This is a genomic window from Roseitalea sp. MMSF_3546 (genome assembly GCF_030732865.1).
In the GTDB taxonomy this organism is placed as follows: domain Bacteria; phylum Pseudomonadota; class Alphaproteobacteria; order Rhizobiales; family Rhizobiaceae; genus Roseitalea.
In genome coordinates, this window is record NZ_JASHKB010000006.1 from 93,618 (window position 1) to 113,729 (window position 20,112).

20 protein-coding genes and 1 pseudogene are annotated in these 20,112 nt (G+C 65.9%); 7 read left to right on the plus strand and 14 right to left on the minus strand.

Translation table 11 applies throughout. The annotated features are described in order from the left end of the window. Positions 1-124: 124 nt before the first annotated feature. The 8 genes from RBB34_RS06990 to RBB34_RS07025 form a co-directional block, all read right to left on the minus strand. A complete protein-coding gene (locus tag RBB34_RS06990; protein ID WP_306118476.1) occupies positions 125-1,228 on the minus strand; it encodes a DUF2333 family protein in 1,104 nt (367 codons plus the stop codon). Positions 1,229-1,259: 31 nt separating this feature from the next. Next, complete coding sequence (locus RBB34_RS06995) at positions 1,260-2,543, minus strand: DUF6638 family protein (RefSeq protein ID WP_306118477.1); 1,284 nt, start codon at positions 2,541-2,543, stop codon at positions 1,260-1,262. Then, entirely contained in the window at positions 2,540-2,959 is a 420-nt protein-coding gene (locus RBB34_RS07000; protein ID WP_306118478.1) for a type II toxin-antitoxin system VapC family toxin, read from the minus strand. Before RBB34_RS07000 ends, RBB34_RS06995 begins: the two co-directional genes overlap by 4 nt. Then, complete coding sequence (locus RBB34_RS07005; RefSeq protein WP_306118479.1) at positions 2,956-3,213, minus strand: type II toxin-antitoxin system prevent-host-death family antitoxin; 258 nt, start codon at positions 3,211-3,213, stop codon at positions 2,956-2,958. The genes RBB34_RS07000 and RBB34_RS07005 overlap by 4 nt, the downstream gene beginning before the upstream one ends. A 74-nt stretch (positions 3,214-3,287) precedes the next feature. Beyond that, a complete protein-coding gene (locus RBB34_RS07010) occupies positions 3,288-5,198 on the minus strand; it encodes an AAA family ATPase (protein ID WP_306118480.1) in 1,911 nt (636 codons plus the stop codon). Positions 5,199-5,402: 204 nt separating this feature from the next. Then, positions 5,403-5,789 carry a DUF559 domain-containing protein gene (locus RBB34_RS07015; protein WP_306118481.1) on the minus strand — a complete coding sequence of 129 codons (387 nt, stop codon included), beginning with the start codon at positions 5,787-5,789 and terminating at the stop codon, positions 5,403-5,405. A gap of 198 nt (positions 5,790-5,987) precedes the next feature. Further along, complete coding sequence (locus RBB34_RS07020) at positions 5,988-7,130, minus strand: hypothetical protein (protein ID WP_306118555.1); 1,143 nt, start codon at positions 7,128-7,130, stop codon at positions 5,988-5,990. A gap of 51 nt (positions 7,131-7,181) precedes the next feature. Beyond that, on the minus strand, positions 7,182-8,270 hold the full coding sequence (locus RBB34_RS07025) for a hypothetical protein (protein WP_306118482.1): 1,089 nt from the start codon (positions 8,268-8,270) through the stop codon (positions 7,182-7,184). A gap of 191 nt (positions 8,271-8,461) precedes the next feature. On the opposite strand from RBB34_RS07025, the gene RBB34_RS07030 reads away from it, so the two are divergent. Genes RBB34_RS07030 through RBB34_RS07040 form a run of 3 tightly spaced genes read left to right on the plus strand, consistent with a single transcriptional unit; the run spans position 8,462 to position 10,880 of the window. Then, the gene (locus tag RBB34_RS07030; protein WP_306118483.1) at positions 8,462-9,241 is read left to right on the plus strand and encodes a DUF2470 domain-containing protein; all 780 of its coding nucleotides are present in this window, start codon (positions 8,462-8,464) and stop codon (positions 9,239-9,241) included. After that, positions 9,238-10,077 (plus strand): isocitrate lyase/phosphoenolpyruvate mutase family protein, encoded by an 840-nt coding sequence (locus RBB34_RS07035; RefSeq protein WP_306118484.1) that lies wholly within the window; start codon positions 9,238-9,240, stop codon positions 10,075-10,077. Before RBB34_RS07030 ends, RBB34_RS07035 begins: the two co-directional genes overlap by 4 nt. Continuing rightward, the gene (locus RBB34_RS07040) at positions 10,074-10,880 is read left to right on the plus strand and encodes an RNA methyltransferase (protein ID WP_306118485.1); all 807 of its coding nucleotides are present in this window, start codon (positions 10,074-10,076) and stop codon (positions 10,878-10,880) included. Before RBB34_RS07035 ends, RBB34_RS07040 begins: the two co-directional genes overlap by 4 nt. 7 nt (positions 10,881-10,887) lie before the next feature. Here the strand turns inward: RBB34_RS07040 and RBB34_RS07045 are convergent, their stop codons facing one another. Together RBB34_RS07045 and RBB34_RS07050 are read right to left on the minus strand one after the other, a co-directional pair. Beyond that, entirely contained in the window at positions 10,888-12,114 is a 1,227-nt protein-coding gene (locus RBB34_RS07045) for a hypothetical protein (protein ID WP_306118486.1), read from the minus strand. A gap of 116 nt (positions 12,115-12,230) precedes the next feature. Further along, positions 12,231-12,713, minus strand: a pseudogene (locus tag RBB34_RS07050) (EipA family protein); the annotation flags it as partial. 476 nt (positions 12,714-13,189) lie between these two features. On the opposite strand from RBB34_RS07050, the gene RBB34_RS07055 reads away from it, so the two are divergent. Together RBB34_RS07055 and RBB34_RS07060 are read left to right on the plus strand one after the other, a co-directional pair. Beyond that, entirely contained in the window at positions 13,190-13,819 is a 630-nt protein-coding gene (locus tag RBB34_RS07055) for a histidine phosphotransferase family protein (RefSeq protein ID WP_306118487.1), read from the plus strand. A gap of 138 nt (positions 13,820-13,957) precedes the next feature. After that, positions 13,958-14,317, plus strand: a complete 360-nt coding sequence (locus RBB34_RS07060; protein WP_306118488.1) for a response regulator — start codon at positions 13,958-13,960, stop codon at positions 14,315-14,317. A gap of 77 nt (positions 14,318-14,394) precedes the next feature. Here RBB34_RS07060 and RBB34_RS07065 read toward each other — a convergent pair whose 3' ends face one another. After that, a complete protein-coding gene (locus tag RBB34_RS07065; protein WP_306118489.1) occupies positions 14,395-15,096 on the minus strand; it encodes a response regulator transcription factor in 702 nt (233 codons plus the stop codon). Between the two features lie 404 nt (positions 15,097-15,500). Here RBB34_RS07065 and RBB34_RS07070 point away from each other — a divergent pair, with 404 nt between their 5' ends. Continuing rightward, positions 15,501-15,890 (plus strand): flagellar export protein FliJ, encoded by a 390-nt coding sequence (locus tag RBB34_RS07070; RefSeq protein WP_306118490.1) that lies wholly within the window; start codon positions 15,501-15,503, stop codon positions 15,888-15,890. 236 nt (positions 15,891-16,126) lie between these two features. Here the strand turns inward: RBB34_RS07070 and RBB34_RS07075 are convergent, their stop codons facing one another. Next, positions 16,127-16,402, minus strand: coding sequence for a DUF1153 domain-containing protein (locus tag RBB34_RS07075; protein ID WP_306118491.1), 276 nt, complete (start codon positions 16,400-16,402; stop codon positions 16,127-16,129). Positions 16,403-16,583: 181 nt separating this feature from the next. On the opposite strand from RBB34_RS07075, the gene mnmA reads away from it, so the two are divergent. After that, on the plus strand, positions 16,584-17,777 hold the full coding sequence (mnmA, locus tag RBB34_RS07080; protein ID WP_306118492.1) for a tRNA 2-thiouridine(34) synthase MnmA: 1,194 nt from the start codon (positions 16,584-16,586) through the stop codon (positions 17,775-17,777). Between the two features lie 42 nt (positions 17,778-17,819). Here the strand turns inward: mnmA and RBB34_RS07085 are convergent, their stop codons facing one another. Then, entirely contained in the window at positions 17,820-18,962 is a 1,143-nt protein-coding gene (locus RBB34_RS07085) for a DegT/DnrJ/EryC1/StrS aminotransferase family protein (protein WP_306118493.1), read from the minus strand. 115 nt (positions 18,963-19,077) lie between these two features. After that, positions 19,078-20,052, minus strand: a complete 975-nt coding sequence (locus RBB34_RS07090; protein WP_306118494.1) for a Gfo/Idh/MocA family oxidoreductase — start codon at positions 20,050-20,052, stop codon at positions 19,078-19,080. Positions 20,053-20,112: the final 60 nt, after the last annotated feature.

Genomic DNA, 20,112 nt, shown 5'->3' on the forward strand with positions numbered 1-20,112 from the left:
CCCGAAAATCCATGGATCCCGGGCAACACGTGCCGCGATGACGACGCGGCGTGGGCAGCGCCGGCCGATCGGTATGGATCGAAGGGCGGTAGGGGTGGGCAATGCCGGTTTTGCCGTGCCGAACCTACCGATCCAGCACGTCGCGCATCTCGACCAGGTTGGAGCGCACGCGCAGAAGGTCGAAGCCGATCGATTCCAGATGCGACTTGACCATGGACGACGCGCTGCCATTGGCGATGAAGGGCGGGCGCACCTGCAGCGCATCGGCGAGTTGCTCGTCGACGCGTTGCCACAGGCTTTCCAGATTGCGTTGCGCGAACACCGCCCGGAAGTCGCTGCGCGCGGCGGTCAGCACGCCGTGATAGGCGTAAAGCTGGCCATAGGTGAACCAGAACCGGTCGTCGGCGCGCACGTCGAAGCCCATAAAGCTCGCCGCCTCCATTCGCCGCTGCAGGATTTCCGAGGTCGAGCCGATATCGGCGGTCACCCGGTCGAGGAATTGCAGCAGATTGTCGGCGCGCGCGTCGAACCGCGCCTCGCAGGCCCTGAGCTCTTCGTTGAAGGCGAGCAGGTTCCGGCGCGCATCGCGCAGTCGCGCCGGCGTCGAGGGCTGCAGGAAGGGCGGGCTGAAGGTCAGGAACCACGCGTCCTCGCGATAGTTGGCCGCCTCGCGCGCCTGCTGCAGGTTCATGTTGATCGAATCGGTGCCGCGCACGCGGCCCAGCCGGTCGACCAACTCCACCGCGGTGCGCCGGATGGCCTGATTGGTTCCCAACTGGAAGGCCGCCTTGTTGTCGAAGAACGGCGTGTCTTTCCAGTCGATGACGAAGAAGAAGCCGGCCTTGTACAGCGGGTTCGAGGGCACCCAGCTATCCTCATTGACGTTCCGGTCGATCAGGTCGGCGGTCATCTGCACCATCGCCGAGGGCTGGCAGGTGCCGTCGTCGCGCTGCTCGCCCGCTGCCACCGTGACCTCCGAATAGTCGTATCCGGCCACGTAACTGGGATCGTCGCCGCGCCAGAACTGCGTGATGTAGAACAGGTGCAGATAGCTGGCCAGGATGGCCAGAACGATCAAGATGACCGGCACGCGCACCATCCAGCCCCGCCCTCCAAGCCAGGCCCAGAAGGCCGCGAAGGGATAGATCAGCCAGGAGATGACGACGCCGATCCCGTGGCCGATGGCCGAAAACACGCGCCGGAAGAACTCGATTACCGGGTCAAGCATCGGCGGGCTCCTTGGCTGTGGGCAAAGACGGTCATGGCAGGCCGAACAGCCGGTCGCGAAGGCCGGCCTTGTCAGTCAGATAGGTGTTCTTGAGCGTGTCCACAACGAATGCGCGCCATGCATCGTCCCAGCCCTGATATTCGGCATAGAAGAGCTGCTTGTTGAAGACGTAGCGGGTGAGGAAATCGCGCGGCACGAACTGGCTGATCAGCCGGTTGGTCAGCCACGCGTCGGGATGGTCCGGCCGCGCGCGGACGATCTGGAAGCGATGCCGGTCATCGACCTCGCCGACATCGATGCGGCCCGTGCGGGCCAGTTCGCGCCGCGCTGCGTTGAGGAAGGGCACCACGCCATCGGCGTTGATGCGGCCGGCATGGCGCGCCATGAATGTCTGCTGCCAGACCGGATCGATGGCGCTCAGATCGGCCTCTGGCTCGATCTCGTGGATCAGCGCCTTGAGCGCCATGTCGGCGCGATGGTCGAGCAGACCGCTGCGTTCCAGCCAGGACGCGCGCGGCAGGTCGAGACGGCCGCTGCGCGACAGGAACCTGAACACCGGCGCCGGATCGTTGATCGACAGATAGCTGACCTGCCAGGGCCGCGAGCGGCGAAAGCCCGGCGCGCCCGGATCGCAGATGACCGTGGTCGTCCGGTCGTCGACGAAGATGTAGGTGCCGCCGAAATGGCCGGTCCAGAAGGCCGGGTGGCGAAACACCACCTGGTCGGGCACGAGCCGATTGCCGCGTATGTCGCCGGTGATCCTGGCCAGTTCGACCATCTGTTCGAGCATCGCGTCGTCGCGCCAGGCATCGGGCTCGGTCTTCAGCCGGTCGACGAGGGTGCGCAATTGGGCGGCGCTGGACAGCACGTTCTCCGCCGACAGCACCTTGAAGCGCACCTGCTCGATCGACAGCAGATCCTCGATGTCCTCGATGCGCGAGACATTGTCCTCGATCTCGCCATAGATCACGTCCTTGATCGTCAGTGCATGGATCGACCGGGCATTGGCGGTGTAGAATTCGTGCATCAGGGCGCCGGTGTTGGAAAAGCGCGTATGGACGACCGGCAGGCTCGCCTGCGCCGGTGTCAGGATGATGAAGCGCCGGTTGATGCCGTTGGGGTCGAGATAGTCGAAATCGCCCAGTTCCTCGGCGACCTGCGGCGAAAAGCCGGTGCGGTCGATGTCGAAGCTGTCAAGCGCCGTCGTCGGCAGGCCGAACGCGGCAAGCGCCTTGTTGTAGCGCTCGATCAGATGCGGCCGGTCGACCGTGAACAGCCGGCCATAGATCAGGGCATTTTCATAAAGGCGTTTCATGGCGCTGTCTGGAAGACCGGCACACCGGCGGTCTGCGCCGCCCTTTGAAGCGCTGTGTCGAAGGTCGCCAAGGGCAGTCCGCGACGCATCGCGGTTTCCAGATATATGGCGTCATAGATCGTCAAGGTGTGCTCTTCGGCCAGCCCGAACGCGACGCTTCCGGTTTGTTCCATACCTTCCAGATCGTCCGCGATGGGCAAGAGATCGAGGCGCTCAAACGCCGTTGAGATGAAGTCTCGCTCGATCCGCTTGCGACGCGCGGCAGCCAAAAGTCCATTGGCCATCTCGGCTCGCCAATGAAATGGTGTGACGGCGCCTTTGTCAGCGACGTATTCAAGGACCGCGCGCGTGCGACCGTTGACCTCGTCGGGAATGTACCAGGATAGGGTGACCGAGCAATCGACGACGATGCTCAATACTTCCTACCCTCATTTATCAAATCCTTGATGGTGATATCACCCAATGGCTTGACCTCCTTACGCATCTCCCAGATCGCCTCAACCGCCTCTCGGGCCCGTCTGCGGCGTTCTTCCTCATTTTCGAGCTCGACAGCAACCATCTTGACCACGGGCTTGCCATGACGCGTTATGATCACGTTCTCGCCCTTCTCGGCGCGCTCGACCAGCGCGGAGAAGTTGTTGCGGGCCTCCAAGATTCCGACTTCTTCCATGGCAAACTCCAATCTGGCCATTATGGCTAGAATTTAGTACCTTGGGCGACACAACGCAATGTGCCGCGGCGGCGCTAGGCGCTCCAGTCCCCCCGCTCTTTCCGCTCGGCGATCTCCCGTGCCGCGCGTTCGGTCTGCCGCTGGCGGCGGACGATCTCGGCGACCGCCGCGTCGTCGGCCTTGTCCGAATAGCGGAATTCGCTGTCCGCATAGCGGTTGATCTCCTGCATCACCATGTCGATGGTGAACGGCTCGCGCAGATCGGCGATCATGGCGCGCTTGTCCTCATAGGGCTTGTGCAGGAACGTCTCGGGCGCCTCGAACCATTCGTCGGGCAGTTCGATGTCCATGGCGCGCATCTTGATCGCGTCGGTGACGTTCTTGATCGCCCGGCCGGTAAAGCGCGGCTCGACCTGCTTGATCATGTGCAGATAGGTGCCGATGTCGGCAATCGTCTCGGGTTCGCCATGGGTTGCGACGAACCGGTCATAGACATTCAGAAGGCCTTCCTCGGCCGGCTTTTCGTGGCCCTCATAGGCCGCGCGCACGGCCCTTTTGATTTCCTGATCGCCGTAAAGGTCGTGATCGCCCAGCGGAATGGCGTGATTGCGGCCCGCCAGCAGGTGGAAGATGTCGACATAGTCGTTGCGCGTCTGCGGCCCGTCGACCAGCCAGCGCGCCCCGGCCCGCTGGCGCAACGCGTCGTCGACATTTTCGGGATGGTTGGAGAACATGCCGAACGCGCAATTGCCGCGCACCACGGTCATCGCCCCGGCAAAGCTCTCCATCAGCACGGCGGTCACTTCCTGCTGGCCGGCCGAGGCGCGCTCGTCCGAGCGGCGCGCGGCGACCTGGTCGATATCGTCGATCGTTCCGAAGCCGATGGCGCGCGGATCGAGCACGTTCTGGACGAACTGCTTGCAGTTCTGCCCCGACTTGCCCTGGTAGGAGGAGATCTGGTCGATGCCGAAATTCTCGTAGTGGAACGGATAGCCGGCCACCTGGCAGTAATCGTTGACCAGCCCGGCGATCATCTGGATCAGGATCGTCTTGCCGGTGCCCGGCGCGCCATCGCCGATGAAGGTGAAGACGAACCCGCCCAGCTCGACGAACGGGTTGAGGCCGCGCTCGAAATCATGGGCCATCAGCATCTTGGCGAGCTTCATCGCCTGATGCTTGGCGATGTGGTTGCCGATGATCTCCTGCGGCTTCTTGAACGTCATCGCCAGCGGCTTGCGCCGCGCTCCTGGCGCCACGTCGAAGCCGTCCAGTGTGAAATCGTCGCGTTCGATGCGCACATGGCTGTCCTCGAACGCACCGAGCGCGGCGAAGCGCTGCTTGCGCTGCAGCAGCCCTTCGACGCTGTCGCGCGCGAACGCCTTGGCCCGCTGCGCCATGGCCGCCTCGTCCGGCGCGCCCTCGATCGCCGCCGCGAGCCCGCCGATCACCGATTTGAGCGCGTCCTGGGGCATGTCGAAGTCGAAATCGGGCGGCCCGAGATCGTTGCCCGGCTCGGTGTCGGTCTCCAGCATTTGCAGCAGATAGGCGCTCAGCGCGAAGGCGGCGACATAGGCCGCGGCATTGAGCAGGGAGCGAAAGCGATTGGCATCGTCGCCTTCGAGCGGCGCGGTGGCGTTGCGCGCCTGCAGATGCTCGAGCTCTGTCTGCCGGGCGAACATGTCCGCCACCGCCAGCGCAATGGCGACACCGCGCCGCGCCCGGTAGAGCAGCATGTGCTGCGCCGGCGACAGCAACGGATCGTCGGGGCGGATCGCGGCGATCCGCTTTGCCAGCTCGACCTCGTGCGAGCGCCTCAGCCCGCCCGTCGACACGGTCGACACGAAGCGGCGGCCGGTGCCCGCCAGTTCGGTGCGCGAGCGGCCGTCGGCCTTTTCAATGGCGACGAAGCGCGTGACCAGCGACTGCGCCGTGGCACGGTGCTTTTCGATGTCCTTTTCGTCGATCAGCGTCAGGCCGGTGTCCATCTAACGCAACCTTTCCTGCTCGTTGCGGCAATACCCCCCTCTGTCGCTGCGCGACATCTCCCCCACAAGGGGGGAGAGTGGTGCGGATGATGACCGAACTTCCCTGTTCGCCAATTTCGGTGGGGTACGCAAATACGAGTGTCCCTCTCCCCCCTTGTGGGGGAGATGTCCCGAAGGGACAGAGGGGGGTACCCGAAGGCTGCCTCAATCATCGAACTTCGCCTGTTTCTCATGGACCACAGCGACGATATGCCGGCACACGCCATCGATATCGCGTAGAACGTCATCATTCCAGAAACGGACCACCGTCCAACCGTCGGCCTCCAGCGCAGCCGAGCGGGCCTTGTCTTCGGAGGCGATGTCCTCGCGGCCATGCTGTGACCCGTCGAGCTGGATCACGAGGCGGTGCTCCGGGCAGGCAAAATCGGCGATGAACTGTCTGATTGGGTATTGGCGACGGAAGCCGAAACCCATCAGCCGATGCGCACGCAGCTCGGCCCAAAGCTTCTTTTCCGCATCCGTCACATGCCGGCGCATGCGGCGCGCGTTTGCGCGCTGGCGGGCGGGGATGGGTGCATGGCCCGGTTTCATCCCTGACCACACTCTGTCCCTTCGGGACATCTCCCCCACACGGGGGGAGCGTGGCGCTCATGTTCACGCCGGGCACCAAATTCGGCAGCGAAGGAGAGAGGGCCGATCTTTGCTCCATTCTCCCCCCTTGTGGGGGAGATGTCGGCGCAGCCGACAGAGGGGGGTTCATCATCTCCAAATGGGCGCACATTCACAGGCTCAAACATCCGAGATCACGTGTTCGCCCGAGATGATGTGCGTCTTGTAGCCGGCGAAGATGGTCTTGGCCTGCCCCGCCGCGTACAGCGCCTGATAGGCCTCGTGCGGGATCAGCGCGTGCTTTTCATAGGCCGAAACGCCCATGCGCGCCGCCTCCAGGTCGTCCGTGTCGATATGGAATTCCTCGCGCGGCGGCGCCGACGACCACAGCCCCTTGCGCCCAGGCCGTTCGTGCTGCGAGTACACGTCCTGGATCGTCCAGGTCAGAAGCCAGGCGTTCCGCGCCGCGCCGACCTTGTCCAGAATGATCGACACCGTGTCGTTGTTCTGGGTGATGCCGGCCGAGTAGAACGGCCCGAGCACGATGCGCCGCAACTGCTTGGGATGCAGGCTCGCAAATTCCTCGTCCATATTCGCCGCGATCGTGGCCGGGGTCAGCGAATAGGCCGAATTGGCCTCGGCCCACTGGTCGAAGGGCCGGGCCAGTTCGGGATTGAGCAGCCCGCCCACGGGCAGGGGAATATCGACCTTGCGGTTGAAGGCGCCGTCCTTGCCGACCAGCGTCTTGACCATGTCGGGCGTGGAATCCTCGACCACCACCGAATAGACCAGCGGCAGGTTGGCCGAGCCGTCGAAAGCCCCCCAATGGGTGACGTAGTAGGGCCGGCCCGATCGCGGATTGGCCGAAACCTTGATCGTCTCGGGCAGCACGAACGGCGTGAAGAACTCGGCCGCCTCGATGGTCTCCAGATAGAGCCGCTCGGCCAGCGTGTCCTGCAACTCCTTCGGGAAGGCCTTGTGGCGCAGGATGAAATCGGCCATGTCGGCGCGCAGCGCCGCCGGTTCGGGAATGGCGGCAAGACGGTCTGTCGCGCTGCGCCGGTCCTTTTCCAGTTCCAGCACGTTCTGGTAGACCGGAAAACCGCTCTCGGCGCGCGAGATGCGGAACCGGTCGGAGAAGTCGAGCCTGTTGCGCCAGCTGTCGAAGGAGGCGGCCAGCCGCACGAGATAGGGCACCACCGTGCGCGCCACCAGTTCGTGCTGGTAGAGCGGGGAATTGTCGTCGCGCAGGAACGTGTCGAGCCCTTCCAGCGCCGCGCCGATCGAGGCGAAATAGCGCGCCACGGGATTGTCGGCGTCGATATGGGTCGCCCGGCTCACGATGGCTCCGGCCCGCCGGCTGGGACGGGGATCCTAGGTGCGCACATAGTCGGCGGCGTTGTGTTTCTTCATCACCTCCTCGAACCGGCGCGCAAAGGCGTCGTCGGCCAGCTTCTTGCGCCGCTGGATGTCCTGGGTGGCGATCATGTTGCCTTCATGCATTTCCAGAAGATCGGCGATATGGCTTTGCGCCGCCGCGCCGATGCCGGCCATGGTCGTCTCGGCGGCGGTGTCGACCTGGCTGCCCAGCGTGTTGATCTTGTGGGCCACGTCCTGCTGGGCGGCGGTCTTCAGCGAATCCTCGAGCGCCTTGTAAAGGACGATGCGCTGTTCGGTGTCGATCGTCAGCTTGTTGATCAGCGTCTGCTGCGCCGCCTTCTGGTTGTTGAGCGAGTCGACGAAGGTCTGGAACATGGAGGTATAGCGCTCCAGCGTCTGGCTCTCCGCCAGCAGCGTCTGCTCCTTGGCCTGCATCTCGTTGTACTCGGTGGCCAGTTCCGAGCGCTTGCCCTCCAGTTCCGACCGGTCCTTCTGATTGGTCGAGGCGGCGATCTGGTTTTCCATATCCAGCAGCATCGGGTTGAGCTCCTCAATGCGCTTTTGCGTCGTCTCGAGCTCTTCCATGGTCGCCGTGCGCCGGTCGATGACCTGCCTCAGGCTTTGCTCGGAGGAATCGTAGCGCCGGTCGAGGATCTCGCGCTGGTTGGTCAGTATGCCCACGATCGTGTCCGACTTGGTCAGAAGTTCCTGCAGATTGCCGGCCAGCGACATGTTGCGCACGCGCTCGGACCGCATGCGCTGCATGCGCTGCTTGGAGAAAATCCCGATGAACTGCTCCATGGTCGTATAGGACTTCATGGATTCGAACTCGGCGCCGAACACGTTGGTGGCATCCTCCAGCCCGATGATCAGGTCGGCGATGTTCGCCTCCATCACGTTTTGCTGCTGCAGAACGTCCTGGATGCGGGCATTTTCGATGTCGAAATCGACGTCTCCGATCGTCCCGTCCGCCTCGGCGAGCTTGTCGAGCACCGTGCCGGACTGTTCGATCTTGGTCTGCATGTCCTCGACGACCTGCTTGGTGCGTTCGATCTCCGCATCGAAATTCTGCAAACTCGCCATCGGCCGATTCTCCCCAGGGTGCGCGACAGCGCCGATATAAGTCCGGGCGATGACAATTGAAAGTCGACCATCCGTCAAGCATGACGCGCATGCCGGCGCGCGCCGCCGCGCCGGCTTGTCCGATGGCGCGCAGCTGGCGTAGACCGATACCGCACCGACGCCCGCGGCGCGGACGCCGACAGGAGCCGACCATGACGCAAAAACCCTCCGGACAGGTCATCCGCCCCACCGATGCCCAGGCCATCCGGATGGCCAGGACGCTCGTCGCCAGCGCCCGCCACGGCGCGCTGGCGGTGCTGCCGAACGCGGCGTCCGGCTTTCCCAATGTCAGCCGCGTCCAGCTTTCCACCGACTTCGACGGCACGCCGGCGATCCTGGTGTCGGCCCTTTCGCCGCATACCGGCGCGCTGATCGCCGACGCGCGCTGCTCGCTGCTTGTCGGCGAGGTCGGCAAGGGCGACCCGCTCGCCCATCCGCGCATCACGCTTGCCGCCCGCGCCGCCCGCATCGAGCGCGACACCCAGGCGCATGCGCGGATCCGTCGCCGCCATCTGGCGCGCCATCCCAAGGCCAGTCTCTATGCCGATTTCGGCGATTTCGCCTTCTTCCGGCTCGATGTCGTCGCCGGCAGCCTCAATGGCGGCTTCGGCAAGGCCTATGAGCTGACCGCCGAGGACCTGGCGCTTGCCGGCGATGCGGCGGGCATCGCCGAGATCGAACATGGCGCGATCGCCCACATGAACGCCGACCACCGCGATGCCATCGCCCTTTATGCCCGCGTGCATGGCGGCCGGCGGGACGAGGGGCCGTGGTTCATCGCCACCATGGACAGCGAGGGCATGGATCTGGTCTCGGGCGATGCGATCGTGCGCGTCTTCTACCCCGCCCCGCTGGCCAGCGCCGCCGAGCTGCGCAAGGTGCTCAAGCAGATGGCCGACGAGGCCCGTGCCGTGCAAGGTGACCCGTCATGACCCTGCTTGCAGAACGCCACGCCGCCTTCGCGGCCCTGCACCGGTCGGGCTGCTTTGCCATTCCCAATCCCTGGGACGCCGGTTCCGCGCGCATCATGGCGGCCTGCGGCGCCCGCGCGCTGGCAACGACCAGCGCCGGCCTTGCCTTCACGCTCGGCCGGCCGGACATGGGCCGGGTGACACGCGAGGAGGCGCTGGCCCACGCCGAGGACCTGTTGCGCGCCACGCCACTGCCGGTCACCGGCGATTTCGAGAACGGCTTTGGCGATGCGCCCGACGATGTCGCGCTGACGGTGCGCATGGCCGGCGAGATCGGCCTGTCGGGCTGCTCGATCGAGGACACGCAGATGACGGCGGGCAATCCGCCCTATCGGTTCGATGCCGCGGTCGAGCGGATCGCGGCGGCCGTCGATGCGGCAAGGGCGCTCGGCAGGCCATTCGTTCTGTGCGCGCGGGCCGACGGGATCATGAACGGCCACTACGACACCGACGAAGCGATCCGCCGCATCCGCGCCTTCGAGGCGGCGGGCGCCGACCTTGTCTATGCGCCGCTGCCACCGGACATGGCGGCGCTCGAGCGGATCGTCCGGTCGGTCGGCGCGCCGGTCAACGCGCTCGCCGCGGGACCGCATACCGGCATCGGCCTGGCCGAATTCGCCGCCATCGGGGTCCGGCGCGTCTCGGTCGGCTCGGCCATTGCGCGGCTGACACATGCGGCGATCCTCGCGGCAAGCCGTTCCATGCTCGAAGCCGGCGATTTCTCGGCCCTCGCCGCAGGGGCGAGCGGCGACGAGATCGACCGGCTGCTCGAGCAAGGCGCCGACCGCGATCGATGACGGTCACCGAGATCACCGATCCCGACGACCCCCGCCTCGCCGCCTATCGCGACATCCGCGAGCGCGACCTCGTGCGCCGCGACGGCCGGTTCGTTGCCGAAGGCACGACCGTGCTCAACGTTCTGGCGCGCCAGCAGCGCTTCGCCGTCGAGAGCGCGCTGATCCTGAAGAACCGGCTGGCCGGCCTTTCCGACCTGCTCGCCGACCTGCCCGCCGATGTTCCGGTCTATAGCGCCCCGCGGGCCGTCATCGACGCGGTGGCCGGCTTTCCGATCCATCGCGGCGTGCTCGCCATTGGCCACAGGCGCCGGGACTGCGACGGCCCGCCGGCCCATGCGGACCTGCGCAGCTGGACCACCGTCGTGGCGCTTTGCGGTCTTGCCAATCACGACAATGTCGGCGCCGTCTTCCGCAACGCGGTGGCGCTCGGCGCCGATGCCGTGGTCATGGATGCGGCGTCCTGCGATCCGCTCTATCGCAAGGCACTGCGCGTTTCGGTCGGCGGCGTCCTGGTCCTGCCCTGGCACCGCTTCGAGAGCACCACGGCCATGGCCGACTTCCTCGCCGGGCATGGTTTCGCCCTTGTCGGCCTGTCGCCATCGGGCACCGGGCGGCTCGAGAGCTGGACGCCGCCGGCACGCACCGCGCTCGTTCTGGGCACTGAGGGTGCCGGCCTGCCGCCCGATATCCTTGCCCGGGCGCAGACCCTGCGCATCGCCATGGCGCGCGATTTCGACAGCCTCAACGTGGCGACGAGCGCCGCCCTCGTCTTGCATCACATGCGCGCGTTTTCCGCACGGTAACGTGCCGTCAGCCCGGCTTGCCGGTTCCGTCCGCCTTGTCCTGCAGCGCGCGGATGCGGGCCGCCAGGCTGACACGGCCGGCATCGCCTTCCTCGCCATTGCCGGCCACCATGTCCGGGATCGGCGAGCCCTCGCCCTCGAGCATGGCGGCCATGTGGACCACCTGCGCGGCGAGCTGGCCGATCTCCTCGCGCAGGGCCGCCTGGCCGGCCTCGTCGGCGGCGGACGTGGCGCCGTGCAGGCGCGCCTCGGCCGCCTCGGCGCGCGCGCGCTCCTGCTTCACATCGGTCATCAACTGCGCGATCCGCGCGTTCATGCCCTCGATCACCGCTTCGGGGTCGCGACCGCCAAGGGCCTTTATCATCCGGTTGAGCCGAACGGTGACCTCGCCGAGCTCGCGCTCCACCTCCGCGCGTTCGCGCTCGGCGTCCTCGACACGGTGTTCGAGTTCGGCCATCGCCGCCTCGCTGCCGATCCGGTCGTCCTGTGCCGCGCGCATCTGCCGCCGGCGCGACTTGACGCGCTCCTGCAACTCGTCATGGCGCTTGCGGGCCCGTTCGAGCTCGGCTTCGAGCTGTTCGACGCGCTGGCGCTCGCTCTTGAGCAGTTGCGCGGTCTGCTTGGCCTCCGCCGCGCTGGCGCGCGCCTGTTCCTGCTGCTCGCGGGCCTTTTCGCGCAAGGTGCCGATCTGCGCTTCCAGCTTGGCGATGGTGCGCGTCTGCCGGTCGAGATCCGCGCGCGCCTTCTTGAGCTGGCCTTCGGTTTCGCTGGTCAGCCGCTCCAGGCCCTCCTGCTCGGCCTGGCGCGCGGACAGCGTCGCCTGCACCGTGCTCAACTCGAGCCGCGTCTCCGACAGCGCATCGCTGGTCGTCGCAAGTTCCTCCTCGAGCGCGTCGATCCGCGCCGTCAGTTCGGCGATCTCGGCGTCGCGCGCCCCGATGATCTCGTCCTTCTCGCGCATGGCCAGCGCATGTCCGCTGATCTCGGCGGCCTGCTGGCTTGTCACCTCGAGCTGCTTCTTGAGCGCCATGTCGAGCTTGCGTCGGGCGATGGCGTGTTCGGCGCGCAGCCGGTCCTTGTCCGCCTGCAGCTCCTTGACCGTCATCGGCACGGCATTCTCGATGCGCTTGCGCGTCAGATGCACGGCCCGGCGCCAGATCGCCGGGGCCACGATCATCACCAGGAGTATGGCCGACACGAAGCCGGCGGCAAAGAACAGACCAGATTCAATCAACGAGCCAGCATCCGGTTCGGGCGGTCATCGGCCGCACGGGATCCGCGCGACAAAAGGGCCGCCACCGGCAGCCCTGTTATCGCGCGTCCCGCAAGCTGGCAATCGCCCCGGCGATGTCAGAAGGGATTCCAGGTCGGCTGCGGGGTCAGCTTGAGATAGCCCACATTGGCGCCAAGGCGCAGGCCGACGCCGGTGCGCACCGGCACCAGGATGACGTTGTTGCGCTTGAGCACGTTGATGCCGAGCCCGGCGACCAGATAGGCCGAGCCGGCCACGCCGCCATAGCGGCCATGCAGATTGGCGATCGAGGGCAGGTTGTAGACAAGCATCATGGTGCGCGCGCCCTCGCCGCCGAAATCCCAGCCGATCGACGGCCCCTGCCAGAAGACGGCATGGTCGCCCGCATTCTTGGTGTACAGCGTGCCCTCGCCATAGGTCACCCCACCGACGAAGGCGCCCGCGCCCTCCTGGCCCAGAATGTAGCCGTTCGGCAGTCCGTAGGTCGCAAACAGCTGCTCGATCGCCGTCGCCAGCGCGCCCGAGGTGGTGCCGAAGAAATCATGGCCCGCGGCGACGATCTCCGGCGCGCTGTAGGGGCTGGGCTGCGTCTGGTATTGCTGGTACTGCGGCTGCTGATATTGCGGCTGCTGGTACTGCCGTTGCTGGTATTGCGGCTGGCCCTGATACTGCGCCTGCGCCTGGCCCGACCACAACAGGCCGGCCAAAACGACCAGAACCGCCATCGAAACGGCCCATTCGCGCCGCCTGGCAATGTCCGCGGCCTTCGATGTCGTCGCTTGTGCTCTCATGATCCCAACTCCGCCCTTGGGGCTGTCCGGCGCGGCCATGCGGCCCGTCGCGCCCTGTGACCCACACCCGCCGACGATGGACCGGCAATCTGGCGCGGTCGGGGCGCGAGCGCTTTGATGATTAGCTTTACGCCCTTGTGGTTTCCACTTTGTTAAGCGTGACTTGCCTTCTTCCCGCATCACCGGAGCGCGGCATTGCCGGACGTTTCGGCAGCCGTTAACGTCGCTTCACCTCACTGCGCGATTCGCTAGCGACAGGCCAAGAAATGACCGAACCGGACAGGCTCACCCCGTCGGAACTGGCATCCCTGCTTTGCAGCCGCGTCTGCCACGACATCATCTCGCCCGTCGGCGCGATCAACAACGGCCTGGAACTGCTCGAGGACGGAGCCGCCGACGAGGAGGCCATGGATCTGGTGCGCACCAGCGCCGTCAACGCCTCGGCGCGTCTGCAATTTGCGCGCATCGCCTTCGGCGCGGCCGGCTCGGCCGGCGTGCAGATCGACACCGGCGATGCCCACACCGTCGCATCGGCCTTCATGAAGGGCGAAAAGGCCGATTTCGCCTGGCATGGCGAGCGCGCGCTCCTGCCCAAGAACCAGGTCAAGCTGCTGCTCAACCTGATCCTGATCGGCAACGCCTCGATACCGCGCGGCGGCACGCTCGACTGCCGTTTCGAACTCGGCGACGACAAGCCCCGCTTCGCGGTTACCGCCACCGGTCCGATGATGCGCGTGCCGCAGAAATTCGCCGACTATCACGAGGGCCGCTTCGGCCCCGAGCCGATCGATGCCCATTCGGTGCAGTTCTACTACACGCTGGTCCTGGCCGCCGAGTCCGGCATGACCGTCAGCATCGACTGGACCGACGCGGCGATCACCTACGCCGCCGCGTAAACGAAGCGTTGACCGGTCCGGTCAACTCCGACGCACACTCTTCATGGCCGATTAACCGCCTCCCTTAAGGGCGTGGCAAAACCCTTCTGCTAGATTTGCGACGAGCAAAGCGTCCGAGGGTCGAAGATGTCCCGTTGCATGATCGTTGAGAAGTCCAGTGTCGTTCGCAAGGTCGCCAGGCGCATCCTTGCCGCGCCCGATCGCTTCGTCATAGAAGCCGCCTCGGCGGGCGAGGCGCTGGCCATGTGCGAAGCGCAAATGCCCGACTGCATTGTCGTCGAGGCAAACCCGTCGGACATGGTGCTGGAGGAATTCGTGCGCTCGGTGCGTGCCATGCAGACCGACGTCAAGCCACTGATCGTCGTCGCCATGATCGAGCTGGACCTGGTGCGGATGACCAAGGCCAAGCGCGCCGGCGCCGACGACTATCTGCTCAAGCCCTTCGACCGCCACCAATTGCTGGCCCGCTTCGCCAAGTTCGAGCGCCAGGCCGCCTGAGACGCGGAAAGAGTGCGGAAATCAAAAGGCCCGGAGCGATCCGGGCCGTTTTCGTCTGGATTTGGTTGCGAAACCGGTCAGGCCGTTTCGGCCATGGAGACCGGGTCGGGATCGCGCAGAACATAGCCGCGCCCCCAGACGGTCTCGATATAGTTCACCCCGCCCGAGGCGGCGTCGAGCTTCTTGCGCAGCTTGCAGATGAACACGTCGATGATCTTCAGTTCCGGCTCGTCCATGCCGCCGTAAAGGTGGTTGAGGAACATCTCCTTGGTCAGCGTCGTGCCCTTGCGCAGCGACAGCAGTTCGAGCATCTGGTATTCCTTGCCGGTCAGATGCACGCGCTGGCCGCCGACCTCGACGGTCTTGGCGTCCAGATTGACGACCAGATCGCCGGTGGTGATGATCGACTGCGCATGGCCCTTCGAACGGCGCACGATGGCATGGATGCGCGCCACCAGTTCGTCCTTGTGGAACGGCTTGGTCATGTAGTCGTCGGCGCCGAAGCCAAGGCCCCTGACCTTGTCCTCGATGCCGGCCATGCCCGACAGGATCAGGATCGGCGTCTTGACCTTGGAAAGGCGCAAGGTCCGCAGCACTTCATAGCCGGACATGTCGGGCAGGTTCAGATCGAGAAGGATGATGTCGTAGTCGTAGAGCTTTCCCAGGTCGACGCCTTCTTCACCCAGATCGGTCACATAGACATTGAAGCTTTCCGACTTGAGCATCAGCTCGATGCTCTGTGCGATTGCACTGTCATCCTCGATCAGCAAGACACGCATCTTATTCCCCTCGGCGAGTACGAAAGCGTGCGGTGGCCCGTCCCGGTTCGCCCACAACCGCGCAAATCAGCCTGCACCCAATTGGTTAACAAATCCTGTTTCACTCAGGCAAGGTATCAATGCGCATTAATCTTTGCACTGAACCCCTTGATTTCCTCACATTTTTCTCGAGCAAAGCTGAATCGATCTCTCAGCTGCTCCGGCCAACCCAATCATTGGATTCAGCAATTTGCCGGTGCGTCCCGGCCGGGGCGTGGGGGCCATCCGGGGTTTACCGGCCCTTAAAGGTTGCCGCCTATCATTAACGCTGGGTGTAAACGAAAGGTTACCGGCCAGGCTGCACGGCATTGCGCCGCCTGTCGGCGATCCATCATGACGGCCCATCAGCGTGTTGGAGTAAGGGTATGAAATCGAGGGACAACCTAATCAGGCTCAAGCAGTTTCAGGTGACCGAAAAGCACCGCCAGGTCGCCCAGCTCGAGCAGATGATCGCCGAATTCGAGCGCATGGCCAATGAGTTGGACACGCAGATTCAGACCGAAGAACGCAAGAGCGGCATCACCGATGTCGACCATTTCGCCTACCCCACCTTCGCCAAGGCCGCCCGCACCCGCCGTGACAATCTGTTCAATTCGATCCGCGACCTGCAGGCCCAGAAGGCTGGCGCCGAAGCGTCGCTGATGGAAGCGGAGGCCGAACTGCAAAAGGCCGAAAAGCTCGACGTCCGCGAATCCCGCAAGGCGGCCGAGGAAGGCGAGACGAGCCGCTACGACAAGCAGGCCATGATCGGCTGATCCCCGCCTCGGCGCGGCGCGCATGCCGCGCCCTACCCTCCACGCCCCTTCATGCAGCGGCCGCGTCGCTCGCGCGGCCGGTTTTCGCATCGAATGATTGGCGCTGGAAGCCGCGCTGGTCGCATGCGCGGCGGCCGCCGCACGCGGTTCGGACCCCGCAACGGTGATCGGCCGGTCGGGACCGTGGTCTTCGCCGGCCCGGTCCGCAAGCGCCGACGCGCGCCGTCGGCGGCGGTTCAGTGGCGGTATTGCTGAATGCGGGTGGTGCGCAGGCCGGCCAGGCCGTGCTCGTCGATCGAGGCCTGCCAGGACAGGTATTCCTCCACCGTCAGCCGGTAGCGTTCGCAAGCCTCTTCCAGGCTCAGCAGACCGCCGCGCACCGCCGCCACCACCTCGGCCTTGCGCCGGATAACCCAGCGTCGTGTCGTGGTAGGCGGCAAGTCGTTGATCGTCAGCGGCGAGCCGTCCGGGCCGATGACATATTTGACGCGCGGTCTGATCTGATCGGTCATTCTACTCTCTACACGTGACGACCTGCTATGGCCGCCACATTACGGTCACAGCTTTAAAAAACGCCTAAGCGGATGCTAAGGTATTGGTAAACTTCCCTAACGGAGACCGGCACATGCGCGCCCCGGCGGCATTGGCCATCGGCCTTCGGATCTCCTATATGCCGGCGTGAAAGGAACCTCGATGACCAACGCGCTCGACATCGACAAGGCGCCCGAAGACACCCGTGTGGTCGTGGCCATGTCGGGCGGCGTGGATTCGTCCGTGGTCGCCGGGCTGATGCATGCCCAGGGCTTCGAGGTCATCGGCATCACGCTGCAGCTTTACGACCATGGCGCCGCCGTTCGCCGCACCGGCTCGTGCTGTGCAGGCCAGGACATCGACGATGCGCGGCGGGTTTGCGAATCCCTGGGCATTCCGCACTATGTGCTCGATTATGAAAGCCGTTTCCGCGAGGCGGTGATCGACCACTTCGCCGACAGCTATATCGCCGGCGAAACGCCGATTCCGTGCGTCAACTGCAACCAGACGGTCAAGTTCGCCGATCTGCTCAAGACCGCGCGTGACCTGGGCGCCGATTGCCTGGCCACCGGCCACTACATCCTGTCGCGACCCAACGGCGCCCACCGCGCGCTCTACCGGCCCGTCGACGCCCATCGCGACCAGAGCTATTTCCTGTTCGCCACCACGCAGGAACAGGTCGACTACCTGCGCTTTCCGCTCGGCACGATGACCAAGGACGAGACCCGCGCCGAGGCCGAGCGGATGGGCCTGACCGTCGCCGACAAGCCCGACAGCCAGGACATCTGCTTCGTGCCCGAGGGCAACTATGCCGACGTGATCGCCAAGCTGCGGCCCAATGCGGCGCTGGCCGGCGAGATCGTCCATATCGACGGGCGCGTGCTCGGCCGTCACCAGGGTGTGCTGCACTACACCATAGGCCAGCGCCGCGGGCTCGGCGTGGCGACCGGCGAGCCGCTCTATGTCGTCAGGATCGACGCGCGCCACCGCCGCGTCGTCGTCGGCCCGAGGGAAGCGCTCGAAACCCGGCGGGTCGTTTTGCGCGACGTCAACTGGCTGGGCGGCACCCCGCTCGCCGAGCTACCCGCGAGCGGCGTCGACGTGATGGCGCGCGTGCGCTCGACGCGGCCGCCGCGGCCAGCACGCCTGTCGGTCGCTGACGGGGCGGCGACGGTCGAGCTGATCGGCGGCGAAGCCGGCGTCTCGCCCGGCCAGGCCTGCGTGCTCTACGATGGCGAGGGCGCCGGCGCCCGTCTGCTCGGCGGCGGCTTCATCGACGCCACGCGCCGCAGCGAGGATATCGAGCGCCAGCTCGCCGCGCTCGACCGCGACGCCGCGATCATCGCCGCCGAATAACCGGGATCAAGACATCGCCGCGTCCGAAGCCGACCGGCCGCCCTATTCCGCCGCGATCGATAGCGCGTTGCGGCGCACGAAATCGCGGATCTCGGCGATCACCCGCTCCTGATCGTCCTCGGCCAGATAGGGGTGGATCGGCAGGCACAAAATGGTCGACGGCTTGGCCTCGGTCACCGGCAACCCGCCCGGCGCGACCGGGTAGCGCCGATAGACCGCCTGCTGGTGCAGCGGCTTGGTGTAGTAGATGGCCGACGGAATGCCCTTGTCGTCCAGATGCGCCTTCAGCCGGTCGCGGTCGGGCGCCTCGATCGCGTATTGCGCCCAGGCCGACTGCATGCCCTGCGGATTGTGCGCCGCCTTGACCACGTCGCGCAAGCCCGCGTGATAGCGCGCCGCGATCCGCTGGCGCGCCGCGATCTCGTCGTCGAAGATATCGAGCTTGAGGCCGAGCACCGCCGCCTGGATCGTGTCGAGCCGCGAGGTCAGCCCGATGCGCACATTGTCGTACTGGCTCTCGCCCTTGCCGTGAAAGGCGACCGACCGCATCACCGCGGCCAGGTCGTCGTCATCGGTCAGCACCGCGCCGCCATCGCCATAGCAGCCCAGCGGCTTGGCTGGATAGAAGCTGGTCGCGGCGACATGGCCGAACCGCCCGCAGGGCACGCCCTCGCGGGTCGCGCCGATCGCCTGCGCCGCATCGGATATGACCTTCAGTCCATGGCGCTCGGCCAGCGGCATGATCGCGCCATAGTCGGCCACCATGCCAAACAGATCGACCGGGACGACCGCCCGCGGTGTCAGCCGGCCCTCGGCCATGATCGCCGCGATCGCCGCCTCCAGCGATCGCACGTCCATCAGATAGGTGTCCGGATCGATGTCGATGAAGACGGGCTCGGCGCCGAGCAGCGCCACCACCTCGGCCGTCGAGGCGAAGGTGAACGATGGCACGAACACCGCATCGCCCGGGCCAACGCCCCAGGCCATGAGCGGGATCTGCAGCGCATCGGTGCCGCTGGCGCAACCGATCACATTGCGGACGCCGACATAATCGGCAAGGCGCTGTTCGAATTCGGCAACCTGCGGGCCGAGGATGAAGGCGCCACTGTCGGTGACCGTCTTTATCGCCTGATCAAGGGCGCCACCGAGGCGCGCGCGCTGCGCGGCCAGATCGACAAACTGCATTCAACCCCCAACACCCGGATCGGGACAGACCGGCCTGACATTCCCGCGCCCCGCAGTCCGCCGTACCGCGTCGGCACACAAAAATAAAGAGCGCACGGAATCACACCTTACACCGTCAGGTTACGCGGCTTGAAGCCCATTGTCGCGCCCTTTCCAGGATGCGCACAACCTCCAGCCCCTGCGAGCCGGGCGTCAGCGGCTCGGCCCTGCCGGCCGCGCAGTCGAGGAAATGCGCCAGTTCGTCGGTCAGCGCCATGCCCGGCGCGACGGGCCGGAACGCCGGCTCGCCGCGATGCCATCGCCAGTTGCCGTGGCCCTCGCGCGCGGCGCGATGCGGCACCAGGGCGAGCTTGCGCGGCCAGTCGGCCCGGTCGTCCCAGATCGCGCTGGCGCGGTCGCCGGTGACCACGAAGCGCCGCTCGTCATAGGCGCTGTGGCGCGACACCAGCACCTGCGCCGTCGGCCCGCCGGCAAAGCCGAGCGCGATCTGCGCGATGTCGCCCTGCCCGTCCGTGACCGAGGCCTGGCCGATCTCGACGTGATCGGGCGCCGCGCCGAGCAGACCGAGGATCAGCGACAGATCGTGCGGGGCGAGATCCCACAGCGCGTCGAACCGGTCGTAGAACTTGCCGAAACACAGCCGGTGGCTCTGGATGTGTCGCAATTCGCCGATCTCTCCGGCCGCAACGCAGTCGAGAAGCGCCCGGAACGCGTTGTGATAGCAAAGAATGTGGCCCGTCATCAGCACGCGGTCCGCCGCGCGCGCGGCATCGACCATCCGCGCCGCGTCCGCCGAGGTCAGCGCGATCGGCTTTTCGACGAAGACATGCTTGCCGGCGGCAAGCGCCGAAAGCGCCAGCGCGCAATTGTGCTCGGCCGGCAAGGCCAGTACGAGGGCATCGATCCTTGCATCGGCCAGCATGGCCTCGACGCCCATCACCTTCACGCCATGGGCCTGGCCGACCGCCCGCGCCGCCTGGGCATCGGCATCGCCGACGGCGGCCAGCGCACCCAGTTCGGCCAGGGTGCGCGCGTGATTGCGCCCCCACTGGCCGCATCCGATCAGGGCCGTGCCGGGACGGTGAGACAACAAGGGCTCCTTTGGCGTCGTCGGGTGCTGGAGGGGGCTTGCGGCGAGGCGCCGGCCCGA